Genomic DNA, 18,112 nt, shown 5'->3' on the forward strand with positions numbered 1-18,112 from the left:
GAGGGTGAACAAGAAAGGGAATGTTCCATGTAAACGAAAACTTACTCCCCTATGGGGTAGGGGGCCAAAAACATTAATCGGATCGACAGCCCGGGAGAATTTCCTCCGAATGGAACCGAGATAATATTGAATAAAGAACCCGTCAGTGTCCGGGCAGGCATAAACAGATAGACAACCCTGTAGATTATCCTCCGTAGTAAACCCGGATAAATATCAAATAACAATCAAAAAATAAAAAATAATAATCGGATCGATAGCTCGGGAGATTTTTCCTCCGAATGGAACCGAGATAATATCGAATAAAGAATAAAGAACAATAAACAGATCGACAACCCGGTAGATTATCCTCCGTAGTAAACCCGGATAAATATCAAATAACAATCAAAAAATAAAAAATAATAATCGGATCGATAGTTCGGGAGATTTTCCTCCGAATGGAACCGAGATATTATCGAATAAAGAACAATAAACAGATCGACAACCCGGTAGATTATCCTCCGTAGTAAACCCGGATAAATATCAAATAACAATCAAAAAATAAAAAATAATAATCGGATCGATAACCTGGGAGATTATCCTCCGAAGTGAACATTCAATGTAAACGAAAACTTACTCCCCTATGGGGTTGGGGGCTAAGAACATCAATCGGATCGACAACCCAGAACCCTGAACCCAGAACTCAGAACCCAGAACCTTTTAATCAACATGTATCCCCAACTTTCTACAAGCAGTTTCACTGGCTTTTTGTTCTGCTCTTTTTTTGCTGTAGTCGGTGTCTTCGGCAATGAGTTCGGCGTCGAGCATGAGGCCCATTTTATACATGCGTTTTCCTTTTAATTCATGTTCTTCGAGGAGATCGAAACGCACTTCACGGCCATTTTTTTGCGACCATTCGATTATTTTACTTTTAAAATTGTAGACTATGCTTTCCAATTCTTCAATTTCGTAATGAGGGACCAAAATTTTATGCATGAAAAATATAGATGCATCCTCATATCCCGAATCGATATAAATAGCACCAACCAGCGCCTCGAGTGCATTTCCAAGCACATTGCTTTTGGTAAGATCGGTACCGCCGCGCCTGATCTGCATCATTTCTCCCAAACCAATTTTTAAGGCAACACGGTTAAGCTGGTCGCGACTTACAATTTTGCTCCTCATTTCCGTTAAAAATCCTTCACTTCTGTAGGGATATTTTTTGAAGAGATAATCTGCAATAACCAGATCGATAACGGCATCGCCTAATAATTCAAGACGTTCGTTGTTGGTGTGAACCGTGCTGTGAACCGAACTATGCTGAAATGCAAGTTTGTATACGTTATGATTTACTGGAGAACTTCCCGTAATACTTTTCAGCTTTCGGCAAAAGATCTTTTCAGATCCGAAATAACAATTATAAATTTTTTGAAATGTTCTTACCAAGCAGTTAGTCACTCAACTTTTTAAAAATAACGGAAGCGTTATGTCCCCCAAATCCGAAAGTATTACTTAAAACAGCATTCAGTTCGCGGTTTTGTGCTTTATTAAAAGTTAAGTTGAGTCTCGTATCAAAAACCGGGTCGTCGGTAAAGTGATTTATTGTTGGAGGGATGATGCCGCTGTTGAGTGCCATAACACTAGCAATTGCCTCAATAGCGCCGGCAGCACCCAGCAGGTGACCGGTCATCGACTTTGTGGAGCTTATATTAATAGTATAGGCATGCTCCTTAAAAATTGCCTGTATAGCTTTAATTTCCTGTGGATCACCAATCGGAGTAGAGGTTCCGTGAACGTTTATATAATCTATGTCGCCAATGGTCATTCCCGCGTCGCGCAAGGCGTCAGTCATAACCAATTGAGCACCAAGTCCTTCCGGATGGGGTGCGGTCATATGATAGGCATCGGCACTCATTCCGCCACCCATATATTCGGCATAAATTGTAGCACCTCTTTTTATAGCGTGTTCATATTCCTCCAGGATCAAAGCACCTGCGCCTTCGCCTAAAACAAAACCATCGCGGTCGAAGTCAAAAGGACGGGAAGCTGTTTGTGGAGATTCATTTCTTTCGCTGAGCGCTTTCATTGCGTTAAATCCGCCAACACCTGCAGCGGTAACTGCGGCTTCACTTCCTCCGGAAACTATCATATCTGCCCTTCCCATGCGAATGCAATCGGCGGCAATAATAATGGAATGGGTGGAGGATGCACATGCTGAAACCGTAGCGAAGTTCACTCCCCTGAAACCATAACGAATAGAAATCATGCCTGCAGCAATATCGCTTATCATCTTTGGAATGAAAAACGGATTGAAACGCGGTGTTCCATCACCTTTGGCAAAGTAGGAAACCTCTTCTTCAAAGGTTTTCAAGCCACCAATACCACTGGCCCAGATAACACCAACACGATCGAGGTTAACATTATGAGCTCCAACTCCCGAATCTTTTACAGCTTCCTCAACGGCAGCCATAGCATAATGCAGGAATGGGTCCATACGTCGAACCTCTTTTTTATCAATTACGGTTGTGGGATCAAAGTTTTTAACCTCACAGGCAAAACGGGTTTTGAAGTTGGTAGCGTCAAAACGGGTAATAAAATCAGCGCCGCTCTTGCCGGCTACCAACCCCTCCCAATACTCGCGTACAGAGTTGCCCAGCGGAGTTAAAGCCCCAAGCCCAGTTACTACAACTCTTTTAAATGCCATGTGATGGAATAAAAATTACTTTACATGTTCTTCCAGGTAAGCAATGGCGTCACCTACTGTGGTAATGCCTTCAGCCTGTTCATCAGGAATAGAGATATTGAATTCTTTTTCAAATTCCATGATCAACTCTACTGTGTCTAATGAATCAGCGCCTAAATCATTGGTAAAGCTGGCTTCAGGAACAACTTCGGTTTCGTCTACACCAAGCTTATCAATAATGATCTTTTTTACTTTTTCTGCAATTTCTGACATTGTTTTAGGTTTTAATGGTCCAACCAATAAAGGAGGATACTGTTTAATAATAAAGTGCAAAGATAAAGGAATGTGTGTGGATTGTGCAAGTATGAGCAGATATTATCACGTCTTGTTACCTTTGAGCCTATATTTAAAGCATTGTGGCGAAACGAAAATTGAAAATAAATCCCGATTTTGATTTCTTGCTGATAGGTATCGTAACAGCGCTACAGGACTACCGCTTAGCGTGGTTCATAAACAGTACTCTGCATAAAACTTTGGCAAAAAAAGAGGATATTCAATTCACCGACCCCCTCAATAAAAAACAAATGAATTTTGCCAGATTTGATTTCGACGAGGCAATTACGCGCTCTGTTTTTCATTTATTGCAGAATAAACACGCAAACGAGTGCCTTTTACCCGAATATAAGGAGCTTGATTTTGTGTTATTGATCAAAGGCGACTACTATAAAACCAGAAAAAATGAGATCCTGAAAAAACTAAGAGGGCTCGAAAACGTTCAGGCAGCGGTGATACTGGATGTGGAACAGATAAAATCGAAGAATAATTTACTTATAGAATTATAAGAAGATTTGGGGAGATACCTTTGTAGCTTAATCATGGAAACAATATTCATCCCATAATGGTTGAAAATTGAAGATCAAATAAAATATCAAAAGTTGAAATGAAATTAAATAAGAACAAAACAAAAATAATTGCAACACTTGGTCCGGTTAGCAGTAATTACGAGATGATCACAAAGTTGATAAGGGCAGGAGTGGATGTATTCCGATTGAATTTTTCTCATGGAACACATGATCAACATAAAGAAACAATATCACTCATAAAACGCGCCAACGTTGAGTTTAACACGCATGTGAGTATCCTTGCTGACCTTCAGGGGCCAAAGATCAGGTTAGGAGAGGTGCTTCCTCAAACTATTTTACATGATGGTGACCTTTTTGAATTCACCACGAATGAAATGGTAGGTGACAATAAAAAGGCATACATCACCTATAAAAATTTTCCAAACGACGTGGAAGCCGGTGAAACAATTTTGATAGATGACGGTAAAATTGAATTGAAGGTGCTGGAAACAAACCACAAGGATACCGTAAAAACAAAAGTGGTATTCGGCGGACCAATTTCCTCAAAAAAAGGAGTGAATTTACCTGATACAAAGGTTTCAATCCCCTCACTAACAGAAAAAGATCATAAAGATCTTCTGTTTGCTCTCGATCACGGAGCAAATTGGATCGCATTGTCATTTGTAAGAAAAGCAGAAGATATTATTCATCTTAAAAATATTATTCAGCATCATGGCCATCATGCACGTGTTATTGCAAAAATTGAAAAACCGGAGGCGTTAAAAAATATAGATGAGATAATTGATCAAACGGACGCAATTATGGTAGCACGCGGGGATCTGGGAGTGGAAATGCCGGTGGAAAATGTTCCCTTTACACAAAAGGAACTTTGCCGTAAATGTTTACTGAAAACCACTCCGGTTATTATAGCAACACAAATGATGGAGAGCATGATCGAGAGTCCGCATCCAACCCGAGCGGAAGTAACTGATGTTGCAAATGCGGTTTTGGATGGAGCTGATGCCGTAATGTTAAGTGCAGAAACAGCAACAGGAAAATATCCTGAACTGGTAATAAAAACGATGGTGCGAATTTTAGAAAAAGCAGAAAAAGAAGAAATTGTTTATAACAGAAGACATGCGCCTGATAAAAATTCAAAAACCTATTTGAGTGATGCCATTTGTTTTAATGCATGCAATATTGCCGGTGAAGTACATGCAAAAGCAATAATGGGTATGACAAAAACAGGTTATACTGCATTTATGGTTGCAAGTTGCCGGCCAAAAGCAAAAATTTATATTTTTACCAATAATCCGGAAGTGGTAAATATATTAAATTTGTTATGGGGAGTAGAGGCTTTTTACTACGATGGTATGAGAGGAACAAATAATACTTTCAGGGAAGTTCAGCAACATTTAAAACAGGATGGTTTGTTGGAGGAAGGTGATATTGTAATAAATTTAGGTACAATGCCTGTTAAAGAAATGGCGCGGACAAATACCTTGAAAATAAGTGTAGTGCAATAAACGAAAATTAAATTCATTTTTTAAAATTTAAAGTTATGTGGAAGGAAGAAAATAATCAATTAAAAAGATCTTTTGTTTTTGAAGATTTTTCAGAAGCATTTGCATTTATGACAAGAGTGGCAATAATTGCGGAGAAACAAAATCATCATCCAAATTGGAGTAATGTTTATAATAAAGTTGACATAACATTATCTACGCATGATGCAGGTGATATTGTTACTGCAAAAGATAAAGAATTGGCAAAAGCTATTGATGAAATATTTGGCAACCCTCACAAATAATATTTCTGAAATGTGATTTATATTTTATATTTAAATACTTTTCCCGATCAATAAATTTAAATGCATTACTCTGACGAATTACAACAGCAGATTACCCTTCTTAGTGGGCAATTATTAAAGGTAGCAGGTAAAACGGATATTGACCACGATGCTGCCCGCGATCGCATTGATGAATTAAAACAGGTAATTCATTTTCACGACTGGAAATATTATGTGGATGCAAAAGCATTGATCACAGATTTTGAATATGATAAACTGTTCAAATATTTAAAAGATCTTGAAATTAATTTTCCTGATCTGCTTACTCCTGACTCGCCTACACAGCGTGTTGCCCGCACTTTAACCAGCGACTTTCCTTCGGTGGAACATTCAGTGCCCATGTTGTCGCTGGAAAATAGTTACGATGAAAATGATCTCAACGAATTTGATAAACGCGTTAAAGAATTAACAGGAAAACAAAACATAGAATATTGTATAGAACCAAAATTTGATGGTTCTTCCATTGCACTTATTTATGAAAATGATCTGTTGGTGCGCGCTGCAACTAGAGGTGATGGAATTAGCGGAGATGAGATAACAACGAATGCAAAACGCATGAAATCAATTCCCCTTTCCGCAAAATTTTCTGCAAGTGGAATTAATAAAGTAGAGTTGAGAGGAGAAGTGGTGATCAATAAAAATACGTTTGCTAAAATTAATCAGAAAAGAGAGGAAGATGGATTACAGATATTACAAAATCCACGAAATTCTGCGGCAGGTGCTTTAAGGGTAAAAGATTCTGATGAAATAGTAAGGAGGGGATTAGAGGCATTTATTTATCATATGGCTTATGCAGTGGATAAAAACGAAAATCAATTACTGGGGAAAAAATTAATTCATCATTACGATAATATTGAATTATTAGGTCAGCTGGGATTTAAGATCCCCAAAAAAGAAAAAAAAATATGTAATTCCGTTCCCGAATTATTAAGATTTATTGCAGAATGGGAAAATAAACGCGACGATTATGAGTATGAAATAGATGGCATGGTAATTAAAGTGAACGACATTGCATTACAACAACAATGTGGTAGCACTTCCCATCATCCCCGTTGGGCAATTGCCTTTAAGTTTAAGGCTCGCGAAGTAGAAACAGAATTGCTTGATGTGGAATTTCAAATCGGAAGAACAGGGGCAATTACACCGGTTGCAAAAGTTAAACCTGTGTATGTTGGTGGTGTAACAGTATCTTCTATTTCGCTGCACAATGAAGATATAATTAGTGAAAAAGATATTCATATTCACGACATTGTAATTGTGCAAAGAGCAGGTGATGTAATTCCTTATATAGATAGAGTAGTAAAAGAAAAAAGGGATACTTCGAAAATAAAAAAAATACATTTCCCAAAAGATTGTCCTTCCTGTCATCAGGAAATTGTTCGTCCGGCGGAGGAATCAGTTTATCGCTGTATAAATTCTGAGTGTCCTGCCCAGGCAGAGGAAAGATTAATTCATTTTGTGAGCAAGGATGCAATGGATATTGATGGATTTGGCCGTGAATCGGTGAGTGAACTTTTTAAAATTGGTATGTTAAAATCGATTCCTGATGTTTACCATCTTAATTATGATCAGGTGCTTACTTTAGAGGGATGGAAGGAAAAAAGTGTAAATAATTTGAAGGAAGGCATTGAACTCAGTAAAAAACAACCTTTATGGCGATTGATCAATGGGCTGGGAATCAGGCATATAGGTACGCAAACGGCGAAAGATCTTGTTAAAACTATTTCCAACCTGAAAGAACTTTTCGATTGTACCCAAGATCAATTAACACAAATTGAAGGAATAGGACCAAAAGTGGCATCCAGTATTACGCAATTCTTTCATAATGAGGGAAATAAACATATGATCCTGGCACTGGAATCAGCAGGTTTAAACCTCGAAAATGTAAAAACAGTTGCAGAATCTGGCAAACTCGATAATAAAACCTTTTTATTCACCGGTTCTCTCACCAAATTCACCCGCGACGAAGCCAAAGAAATGGTAGAAAACAACGGAGGAAAACTTATCGGTTCTGTCTCCAAAAACCTCAATTACCTCGTAGTTGGCGAAAATGCCGGATCTAAACTTGATAAGGCAAAGGCGATAGCGAGTATAGAGGTTATTGATGAGGAGGCGTTTTTGAGGATGATTGGGTGATTGGTGCAGTAAACAGTGGGCAGTGGGCAGTATGTAACATTTGAAGATTTTCGCTTCGGGTGGAAAATTATCTTTCATTACAACTCCGCACTTACTCCCCTATGGGGTAGGGGGCCCGTCGCAATTGGTATGAATTGCTATTTTTTCTTCGAAGTGATCCCAATTTAATATCCAATAACAAGCAAAAAATAAAAAACCCGTCAGTGGCCGGTCAAGCATATATCGGAACGACACCCGCGAGTTTTTCCTCCGTATTGAACCCAGAACTCAAAAATAATATCGAATAAAGAACAAAGAATAAAGAACAATAAACGGATAGACAACCCTGAAGATTTTCCTCCGCATTGAACCTTTTCAACCCTGTTAACCTTGTCAACCCTGCAAACCCTTCCAACCCTTTCCCCACCCTTCCTTCCTTCTTTTCCTTAGATCCTAACACTTCGAATTTTCTCCCTTCTCCCTTCGATTCTTTAAAAGTCTTCAATTCTTGGAATTATCAACATACCACCGTATATTTGCACTCCAAATAAAAATCAAGAAATACAATGGCACATCATAAAGCGGCTAAAAAATCAATTCGCCAGGCTGAAAAACGCAATGAGAAGAATCGTTACTATGGTAAAACCACGCGTAATGCGATCAAAAAATTCAGAAATGCAGCGGATAAAGCTGAAGCAGACAAATTGCTTCCGGATGTTATTTCAATGATTGACAAATTAGCAAAAAGAAACGTTATTCATAAAAATAAGGCTGCGAACATAAAATCAGCACTTATGAAAAAAGCCGTTGTAGCAGCAGCTTAAACTCGTTTTTCAATATATTTCAGCCTGGCAGGTATCTCTTGTCAGGCTTTTTTTTGCCGTGTAAGGCTTTCTAATCGGGTGATATTTGTTTATACTTTATTTTTGGCCTTATGATTTATCCCGAAAATAAAAACGTAACTATTCCTCAGCTTGCCGAAGAAGACAGGCCAAGGGAAAAACTTGTGCTGCGTGGCAGACAAAGTTTATCAAATGCAGAATTGATCGCAATCTTGATCGGCAGTGGTAATAACAAAGAGACCGCGGTGGAATTGGGGAGGCGAATTTTGCTCCAATTTAACAACGATCTTAATGAACTCGGAAAACTTGCCGTGGAAGATCTTAAAAAATTCAGAGGTATTGGTACTGCTAAAGCACTGGCCATAATTGCAGCGCTGGAATTGGGAAGGCGAAGGCAATTATCGGAGGCGGAAAAAAAATTGCAGATAAAAAGCAGCAGAGATATTTATGAATTAATATATCCATTGATATCCGATCTTCATTATGAAGAATTTTGGGTGCTTTATTTAAATAAGGCAAATAAAATAATTGAGAAGGAAAAGGTAAGCACCGGCGGATTATCAGGAACTGTTGTTGATGTAAAAATAATTCTGCGCAACGCGCTGCAAAAATTATCCTCAGGGATCATATTTGTACATAATCATCCATCCGGAAATCTGCAGCCAAGTGATGCCGATATTTCTATCACCAAAAAATTAAAGGATGCTGCAAAATTATTGGAGATAACTGTTTTAGATCATTTGATAATTGGCGATAAAAATTATTATAGTTTTGCTGATAATGGCATTATCTAAATAATATTGATGGACGCTGAACATAAAAAGGCATATTTATTATATCATATTTGTGTATTTCTGTGGGGATTTACCGCTGTTTTTGGTAAAATAATCCAATTGGAAGAAACCTTGTTGGTATGGTACCGCATGGGAATTACGGTAGTGATATTATTGGCAATTCCTGCATTGTGGAAAGGTTTCAGGGCATTGAATTTAAAAATCGTGATGCAATTGGCCGGTATCGGAGCACTGGTTACCATACATTGGATCACCTTTTATGGCTCTATTAAAGCCGCAAACATTTCGGTTGCTTTAACGTGTTTGGCAACTTCCTCATTCATGGTATCTATTTTGGAGCCCATATTATTTCGCAAGAAATTTATTTGGTACGAATTGTTACTGGCAATAATTGTTATACCTGCTATTTATCTTGTTTTTAGATTTTCGGGAGACTATAAGGAAGGAATAATTTTAGGATTGGTCTCTGCGTTATTCGCAACCATTTTTTCTTTATTCAATAAAAAAATAATCACAAAGGCAGCACCCTTAAATATTGCCTTTGTCGAAATTGGGATCGGGTTTTTATTAATGTGTATTTTAATGCCATTTTATATAAATGCACATCCTGAACTCGTATTGCAACCTTCGGTTAACGACATAGTATATTTAGTTTTATTAGCTGGATTATGCACCGTTGTTCCTTTTACTTTATCCTTATATTGTTTAAAATATATCAGTGTTTTTACGGCTTCTATTACATTAAATCTGGAACCGGTTTACGGAATTTTAATGGCAATTTTTTTCTTTAATGAAAACGAGTACTTACAACCGGGTTTTTATGTCGGCACCTTGCTGATCCTGACAGTTGTTTTTATCAATCCTTTTATTCAGCGAAAATTTGGTCCGGCATCCAAACCGCCACTGGTGATAGGAGAGTGACTTTTCTGATAAAATGCGGAAAATAAACAATAAATTTACATTACAATGTATTCCAAATTGTTATGGTATAATTTTTTTATAGGAAATGACTGATAAGGCAAGCATTCTAAAACCGGATATTTCTATTGACTTTGAATTGTTTTTTCGAATGTCTTTAGATATTATGCTTATTGCAGAACTCGATGGAAAAATAATCGATTTTAATCAGGCCTATGAAAAAATTTCAGGTTATTCGCGTGAGGAATTATTTGCCTTAAATGCTGGTTGGGATCTTGTTTTAAAAGAGGATTTAACAAATGCACTTCAGCAAGTAGAACTATTTAAAACCGGTGATCATGATGTCATTAATTATGAATTGAGAATTAAATGTAAAAATGGTGTAGTTAAAACACTCTCCTATGATGCAAGTTTAGACAAGGTAAAAAAACTCATTTATTGTATAGGTAGGGATATTACCGAAATTAGCCAAAAACATAAATTACTGGAACAAAATGAAATGCGTTTGCAATTCTTTTTCGATAATGTGTTGGATGGTATGGGAATAGTATTTGAAGGTAAATTCCAATTGGTTAATAAGGCATTTGTTAAAATTTTGGGTTACGATTCGGATGAGGAAATAATAGGTAAAAATTACGATCAATTTATTGATCCGGAGTTTCATAAAAAGGTGGAAGAAATTGTTTCTAGTAATTCGAATCAATTATATTCATCCAGGATAGTAAGAAAAGATGGAACATTTCGCAATATTGAAGCTACCGGCAAAACAATTCAGTTTCAGGATCAGGAGTTGCGAATATTTATTATACGCGACCTGGAGGAACTGAAAATTGCACAAGATAAAATTGAAGAAAGCGAAGCCCGATTTGAAACGGTATTCAAAAATTCTTCGCTCGGCCTCATGCTCCTTGATTTTGATGGAAATTTTGTAGATGCGAATATTTCTATTTTAGATCGTTTGGGTTATTCTCAAAACGAAATAAGGGAAATGAATATCATGGATATTATTTTTGAGGACGATAGAGATAATGCGCTTGAATACTGGAAATTATTGATAAGCGGAGCAGTGAATAAGATCTACAAAGAAAAAAGATTTGTAAAAAAGGATAAAAAAATTACCTGGGTTAGAGTCACCTTAAATATCATGAAAATTTCTGCTACCGAAAACATCGTTTTTGGATTGGTGGAAGATCTCGATTCGCAGAAAAAAAGTGAAAAAGCATTAATTGAAAGTGAAGAAAAATTCAGAGCTGTATATGAAAGTTCTCCAATGGGGATTCTCATTACAAAAAGCCCTGGAATTATTTATGACCTGAATCCCGCATTCGCCGAAATGATGGGATATAGTGAAGAAGAACTAAAAGGTAAAAATCTACTCGACATTACGCATGCTTCCGATTATCACAAAACCAAAAAATGGATAGAAAAGATCTTTAATAGGGAAATTCAAACCTATATCACGGAAAAAAAATATGTCAGGAAAGACGGAAATTCATTTTGGGCTAAAGCTGTAGTATCAACCATGAATGATATTACCGATGAAATAGTAACGGTTGCGATCATCGAAAATATAGAAAAGAAAAAGAAAACAGAAGATGCTCTCGAACAAAAAAACAGAGAGCTCACACAAATAAATCAGGAATTAGAACATTTTGCTTACGTGGCATCACACGATTTACAAGAACCTCTGCGAACCATTACCAGTTTTATTCAGATTTTGGATAAACGTTATATCCATAAATTAGATGAAGACGCCCAACAATTTATGGGTTTTGTGGTGGAAGGTGCCAAACGTATGCAAACACTTATTCACGATCTATTGGAATACAGTCGCATCAACAGATTTAATACCGGTTACGAAAAAATTGATCTCAACGAAATATTCAATACCATTAATCGTGTATTAAAAGATAAAATTGAATCGCATGATGCACTGGTTTTATCGGAAAATTTGCCCACAGTTTATGGTAACAGATTACAACTAACACAAGTATTTCAAAATCTCGTCGACAACGCCATAAAATTCAAAGCCAAAAAACGCAAACCCGAAATCATTATTTCCGTAAACGATCTCGGAGATAAATGGGAATTAATTTTTAAAGATAACGGCATCGGAATAAGTCAGGAATATTTCCAACGCATATTTGTCATCTTCCAACGCCTCCACACCCACGAAGAATATACCGGAACCGGAATTGGACTTGCCATCTGCAAAAAAATAATAGAACGCCACGGCGGCGAAATTTGGGTAGATTCGAAACCAGGAAAAGGAACGGCGTTTCATTTATCGATAGGGAAAAATTTGATGAGCGCAGTGAGTAATTGATAATTGACAATTGATAATTGACAATTGTCGAAGCATTGTAAATAATTCCTTCGTAGGGGAGGATTATTTTGTTAAGATTAAAAGTGAAACAATATTACAGTTACCAAAAGATTAATAAAAACGAACTGAATATGAAAACGAATAAATTTACTATAGTAGACTATGCAAAAATGGCAATAGTTTTACTCTTTTATAATAATAAGGCAGATGCTCAAGTAATCTATACCGATCTGGATCCTGATATAGAATTGCAATTAGACAATGCAACAATTGGAATTGATATGGATAATAATGGTATAGTTGATTTCATGTTTTTAAGAACATCGGGATCTTATTATCATTATCTTGGATATAGTGATCCAGATTCGCAACTTCGATTTAGGCAAGCAGATTGGGTCTTACCGTTCGGGTCTATTAATGGAATTCTTGGAGATCCGGCAACTTCAAGCGGAGGTGGAATTAATAATATTCCAGCAGCATTATACACAAACGTTCTAATAGACAGTTACAAATATTTTCAACATTCTAGCTTACAGGTGATGTCCTACGGATTTTATGTTGATTCGGCATGGCATTATGCCTTTGGTACGCATCCGTGGAATACCGTAGAAGGTGAAAATAAATACCTCGGTGTAAAATTTATTGGTAGTGATGAATGTATTCATTATGGATGGATACGATGCGAAATTGAGGATTCATGTAAAAGATTAATTATTAAGGATTATGCATTTGAATTGGAATGTGATGCTCCAATTGCTGCCGGAAGTATGGTGAGTTATGTGGATGTAGAAAATGAAAACACGTTTGATGGAACTGTGTTTAGTTTTGATAAAACTGTTTATGTTAAATTGAATGGGCAGAATAATAATCCTGTAATCCATCTTTATGATATTCATGGGAAAGAAGTATATTCTAGGGAAATACAAGATCAATTTACGGAAATTAAATTAACCGTAGTTCCCGGAATTTATCTGGTAGAAATAATTGCAGATGAAGGTCGGTATACTAAAAAGGTGTATTTGGATTGAAATTATTTTAAAAAGCATTCTTAATCCTTTTTCATTATTCTTTTTTTATCCTTTTAAATCTGCTTAATCTGCGTCATCAGCGTTCCCCTATTCCTTCATTCTTCTTCTCCTTCCCTCAGACCTGCACAGGTCTCCCAGACCTGTGAGGTCGTCGGGCTTCATTCTTTCATTCCTTCATTCTTTCATTATTTTATTCATAAGCCGGGCACTTCAAAGGATCTTTCTTGTCTCTGTTATTAAACACATAAGCGAGTGCAATTTCAAAGCCTCCCATGGCGCTGCTGGCGGTGCGGAGTTTTGAAATGTTGAGATCGTAGCTGGCAGAAACGGTGAGGTGATTTATTTGTGCACCTCCCACCATCCAAATTGCATCATTATAACGATACCAACCTCCCACAAAAATGGAGGTGTACATATTTTCTTCTTCATTTACCGGTATACTTACGTTTGTTCCGGCAACCATTTCTAAAGAATTTTTTTGTGTGGAGATATAGATCTGCGGTTGGAAACTTGCAATTCCGGAAGTGGCGAAAAATCCTCCGGCAGTTAGTGTATATTTTACACCAACCGTATTGGTATTATTAAAAAATGTTTCTTCCGGTTCGTTGATATGCCATGCCGAAAATCCTAAAGTATATCGTTCGCCTTCATAAGGAATAACAGTTAACAATGCTCCAACTCCAAGATCTACATAATCGAGCACTTCTGTTGATACGGGTTCATTATTTAATAATGCAGGGTCGAATTCAAAATCGTTCCATTGGCTGTCGAAGGTAAGTTTATTAAGATCAACAGATTTTTGTACGAGACCTCCTGTTAATCCTATTGCTAATCGCCACGCATCTTTTTCGGTATAACCAATATGATATGCCCCGGAGAAATAAATTTTATTTGTAGTTAATGCTCCATCTCCAGCCTGATCGTTAAATGCAACAAGTCCAAGACCTAATCTGTTGACAGATTTTTTGGGTTGTATCGCAACATCACTATAGGCAGAAAAAGTTTTATACGGAACGGTAACGCTCGACCATTGATCGCGATAATTTAATCCTAATCGAACAGAGCCATTAAAATTTCCGGTGTTGGCTGGATTTACCAAAAGCGGTGCAGCAAAAAATTGGGAAAAATGTACATCCTGCCCTGAAGCAGTTTTTAAAACTACTATGAACACAAATAATATGGATATAATTTTTCTCACCTTAATAATGTGATATTACCTTTTTTCTCAAATAAAATTCCGTCGGCAAAATTCCCGGTCAATGAATAAACATATACTTCCATCTCCTGTAATTTTCCGTGATAACTTCCATCCCATCCAATTTTATAATCCTGTGTTTGAAATACCAATTCGCCCCAGCGATTAAAAATTAATAACTGCATATTTTGAATGCCAAATCCCTTTACAAATAAAACATCATTTATTCCGTCGCCATTTGGTGTGAATGCAGTTGGAATATCAACTACCCCGGATGCTTCAGATTCTACTGTTCTGCAGTAGGTATCGGAACATCCGTTAGTATTTGTTGCAGTTAAACATACATTATAAGTCCCCAATTCTGTAAAAACATGTTGCGCATTTTTATCGGTAGATGTGCCACCATCACCAAAGGTCCATTCGTAAGTTACGGCATTTGTGCTGAGATTAGTAAAGGTTACTAAAGTATTTACGATAATATAATAAGGGTCATCATCAAAAAATGCAGTAGGTAATCCATCAATAATTACAAGCTGAGTAACAGTGTCGGGAATGCCGCAATTATAAGTTATTAATTCCACGTAATATTCTCCCGGAATTGTATAAGTATGTACTACACTTTCACCGGAATCAGAGGTTCCATCTCCGAAATTCCACAAATAAGTATCACCATCGGTAAAGTTACTTGTAAATGTTGCATCAATGGGAATACATCCTAAAGCCACTGATTCAAATCCGGTATTAAATTCATATAAATAATTAATGGTGACAGAAAATGTATCAACGCCATTACAACTTTCAGGATCGGTAATAATTAAAGTAACTATATATTCACCGGGATCTGAATAAGTATGTGTCGGGTTTGTTAAAGTGGAAGATGTGCCATCACCAAAATCCCAATCGTAACTCGTGGTAGCCAAAAGTACACCTGTTGTTGTAAAAGTTGCAATTAAACTATCACAATTCTCGTCACCGGAATATTCAAAGGTTGCAGAAATACTATCATTTAAAACATTAATAACCAGATAAGAAGTATCTGCGATATTACAACTATTAGAATCAATTGCAATTAACATTACATCATAAGTTCCCGGAGTTGTGTAAGTATGTGATGGCTCAAATAAAGTAGACCCGGGAGTGCCATCTCCAAAATCCCAGATATAATCCACAGCTCCAATACTTGTATTTGTAAAATCGACATTAAAAGGAACGCATCCTGATAAGGAAGGTTCGGCAAGTGCTGCTGCATAAATTCCGGAGAGATTAAAATTAATTTTTATCACACCGAGATTACACAGATCACTTCCATTTGTTTCACTGTAGGCTCCTGTTGTTGTAGGGAAATCACTCAAGCCCCAGCAACCTGCACAAACTGCCTGATATATTGCTCCGTTTTTATCGAATCGGCTAGTACCTCCATCAACGTGTTCGGGACTGGAAGGCCCACCAAAATAACTTGCAAATAAAAGTGATACTCCATTCTTTGCTAAAACATAAAAATAAAAATCATCACCATCGGTTGAAGATTGTATAGCATCGGGTGTAATTGTCATCCCGGTGGTATAACCTGTTGAACCATTATAACTTGAATTTACCGATCCACCCCATCCGCTCACATATACATTTTCACATTCGTCAACTAAAAATGCACTTGGTGAAATATTAATTGCAGAACCGCCTGATCCAAAAACTGCAGAATATGCAACAGTGGTTAATGCGGGATTTAATTTTGTTATAAATTGTTTTCCATTTGCTTCGCTATATACACCTGGAGTAACCGGATAAGCCCCTTTAGTTTGACCTGTGAAATAAATATTATCCCCATCATCTGTTTCTACAAAAAAACATTGATCGTAATTATTTGTCCCAACAAATGTACTTGCAATTAAAGAAGTTGCATTATCACTAATTCTTGCAACCCAGCCATCAGTAATTCCACCGAGATAAGTAGAGTGCCATACACCAGCAGTTGTTGGAAAATCATTACTTGCGGTTCCACCACAAACCACCGGTTCTCCCAACGAATTAATTTTCATGGAATAGGCTCCATCTTCTTCACTTCCTCCAATATATGACGACCAGATCAAAGAGGAAAGATCTTCATTTAATTTAAATACCACTCCCTCCTGATCACCGGATAATGTACTTTGAAAAACTCCTGCGGTAACGGGAAAATTAGAGGATGTAGTACTGGATGCAACAAAAATATTATTTGCATTGTCGAGAATAACTTCCCCGCGCGCAAAATCGGCATAATTAAATTGGGTAGTTAATCCATCTTTTAAATTCATGCCATCATTATTGGTTCCTCCAATAAATGTAGAGCCGATTAAAGTGCTTCCATCCGTTGAAAGTTTTGCAACATAAATATCTATGCCTGATGAAAAATTTATTATTCCATCAACTGTAACTCCAACACCACCATTAAAAGTGTCGTCGTAACTGGAAGGTAACATCGGGAAATCGGAAGAGCCCGTTGTCCCATAAATAATTAATTCACCATCTTCTGTTGCAATTAAACTATGGGGCAACTCCGAATTATTTCCTCCCAAATATGTGCTGTAAATAAGTGATGTTCCATCGGCACTAAATAGAGAAATACTAATATCGGTAGAGCCACCTTGATAAGATGTAGTATACGCACCGGCAGTTGTTGGGTATCCCGAACCAAATGCAATACCGCCTCCAAATAAATTGCCGTCAGCGTCATAGGTTGCAGTATATCCCCAATTATCTACCGACGAACCTGAATAAGAAGCAAAAACCAATTCCGGATCAATTACTAATTCGAGGTTTTTATTATATCCTTCCGGAAAATAAAAACTTACGGTATTTCCGTTTAAAACATATTCGCATGGTATTGGAACTATTTGACCCTTTCTTTTTTGATAGGCATATGGTTTTAATTCGGTAATATTTGTAATGGATGTTGTAATAATTAATTCTCCGTTTTGAATTTGAATATCATCTACACAATCGTAACGAAATTGTATTTTTGAAACATCTGAACCCGGATCAACAATAAGATCATACTTCATATTAATTCCTGAACTATAAATTCTCAGGTCAATTCCGCTGTATAAATTATTATAAGTAACCTCTCCAAAACCGGAAACTTTTTTAGCCCATTTTGAAGGGTCGTTTCCCAACAAATAATTATAATATTCTTTTGAAGGATTTCTATTTAATAATTGTGCATCGGTTTTGGCACCCTCAAAAAACATTTTATAGGCGTGTTTATGAATAATATCTATATCGTTGCTGCCGTCATTTTGAGTATGATGTGCGTGATGTGCATTCATAAGGTCTATCTGATCAACAAGATCGAAGGTGAGTGCATTTTGTTCAAGAAAAACGGTACCGGAACTAAATTCAGCTTTATATAAAATATTTTCAGCCCACTGATTTTGATTGGGAATAAATTTTATGGATTGAGAGCGTGGTACATTATTATTTTGTGCCCAAGCTGCAGTGGAAAAAACCAACGCAGTGAGTGAAACTAAGAGGAGTAATATTTTTTTAGGGGTTTGTTTCACACCCATGTTAT

Annotated in this window: 14 protein-coding genes; 9 read left to right on the forward strand and 5 right to left on the reverse strand. The window is 36.9% G+C overall.

The annotated features are described in order from the left end of the window. Positions 1-696: 696 nt before the first annotated feature. The 3 genes from rnc to IPI31_06010 are packed head-to-tail and all read right to left on the reverse strand — an operon-like array spanning position 697 to position 2,932. On the reverse strand, positions 697-1,422 hold the full coding sequence (gene rnc, locus IPI31_06000) for a ribonuclease III (GenBank protein MBK7567364.1): 726 nt from the start codon (positions 1,420-1,422) through the stop codon (positions 697-699). 4 nt (positions 1,423-1,426) lie between these two features. Continuing rightward, the gene (fabF, locus tag IPI31_06005) at positions 1,427-2,680 is read right to left on the reverse strand and encodes a beta-ketoacyl-ACP synthase II (GenBank protein MBK7567365.1); all 1,254 of its coding nucleotides are present in this window, start codon (positions 2,678-2,680) and stop codon (positions 1,427-1,429) included. A gap of 15 nt (positions 2,681-2,695) precedes the next feature. After that, complete coding sequence (locus tag IPI31_06010) at positions 2,696-2,932, reverse strand: acyl carrier protein (GenBank protein MBK7567366.1); 237 nt, start codon at positions 2,930-2,932, stop codon at positions 2,696-2,698. A gap of 143 nt (positions 2,933-3,075) precedes the next feature. Between IPI31_06010 and IPI31_06015 the strand changes: the two genes are divergently transcribed. The 9 genes from IPI31_06015 (at position 3,076) to IPI31_06055 (ending at position 13,370) form a co-directional block, all read left to right on the forward strand. Further along, positions 3,076-3,501: an IPExxxVDY family protein gene (locus IPI31_06015; GenBank protein MBK7567367.1), complete on the forward strand. Its 426-nt coding sequence runs from the start codon at positions 3,076-3,078 to the stop codon at positions 3,499-3,501. A gap of 98 nt (positions 3,502-3,599) precedes the next feature. After that, complete coding sequence (gene pyk, locus IPI31_06020; protein ID MBK7567368.1) at positions 3,600-5,027, forward strand: pyruvate kinase; 1,428 nt, start codon at positions 3,600-3,602, stop codon at positions 5,025-5,027. Positions 5,028-5,062: 35 nt separating this feature from the next. Continuing rightward, positions 5,063-5,308: a 4a-hydroxytetrahydrobiopterin dehydratase gene (locus IPI31_06025; protein ID MBK7567369.1), complete on the forward strand. Its 246-nt coding sequence runs from the start codon at positions 5,063-5,065 to the stop codon at positions 5,306-5,308. 60 nt (positions 5,309-5,368) lie between these two features. Next, a complete protein-coding gene (gene ligA, locus IPI31_06030) occupies positions 5,369-7,483 on the forward strand; it encodes an NAD-dependent DNA ligase LigA (protein ID MBK7567370.1) in 2,115 nt (704 codons plus the stop codon). 545 nt (positions 7,484-8,028) lie between these two features. Further along, positions 8,029-8,286 carry a 30S ribosomal protein S20 gene (locus IPI31_06035; GenBank protein MBK7567371.1) on the forward strand — a complete coding sequence of 86 codons (258 nt, stop codon included), beginning with the start codon at positions 8,029-8,031 and terminating at the stop codon, positions 8,284-8,286. 110 nt (positions 8,287-8,396) lie between these two features. Next, entirely contained in the window at positions 8,397-9,098 is a 702-nt protein-coding gene (gene radC / locus IPI31_06040; GenBank protein MBK7567372.1) for a DNA repair protein RadC, read from the forward strand. A 9-nt stretch (positions 9,099-9,107) separates the two neighbouring features. Beyond that, on the forward strand, positions 9,108-10,019 hold the full coding sequence (locus tag IPI31_06045) for a DMT family transporter (protein MBK7567373.1): 912 nt from the start codon (positions 9,108-9,110) through the stop codon (positions 10,017-10,019). A gap of 85 nt (positions 10,020-10,104) precedes the next feature. Continuing rightward, positions 10,105-12,342, forward strand: coding sequence for a PAS domain S-box protein (locus IPI31_06050; GenBank protein ID MBK7567374.1), 2,238 nt, complete (start codon positions 10,105-10,107; stop codon positions 12,340-12,342). Positions 12,343-12,473: 131 nt separating this feature from the next. Continuing rightward, positions 12,474-13,370 carry a T9SS type A sorting domain-containing protein gene (locus IPI31_06055; GenBank protein MBK7567375.1) on the forward strand — a complete coding sequence of 299 codons (897 nt, stop codon included), beginning with the start codon at positions 12,474-12,476 and terminating at the stop codon, positions 13,368-13,370. A 190-nt stretch (positions 13,371-13,560) separates the two neighbouring features. Here IPI31_06055 and IPI31_06060 read toward each other — a convergent pair whose 3' ends face one another. Both IPI31_06060 and IPI31_06065 read right to left on the reverse strand, forming a co-directional pair. Beyond that, a complete protein-coding gene (locus tag IPI31_06060; GenBank protein MBK7567376.1) occupies positions 13,561-14,568 on the reverse strand; it encodes a PorP/SprF family type IX secretion system membrane protein in 1,008 nt (335 codons plus the stop codon). After that, positions 14,565-18,107 carry a PKD domain-containing protein gene (locus IPI31_06065; GenBank protein MBK7567377.1) on the reverse strand — a complete coding sequence of 1,181 codons (3,543 nt, stop codon included), beginning with the start codon at positions 18,105-18,107 and terminating at the stop codon, positions 14,565-14,567. Before IPI31_06065 ends, IPI31_06060 begins: the two co-directional genes overlap by 4 nt. Between the last annotated feature and the right edge of the window lie 5 nt (positions 18,108-18,112).

Source organism: Bacteroidota bacterium (genome assembly GCA_016706865.1).
In the GTDB taxonomy this organism is placed as follows: Bacteria; Bacteroidota; Bacteroidia; order Chitinophagales; family BACL12; genus UBA7236.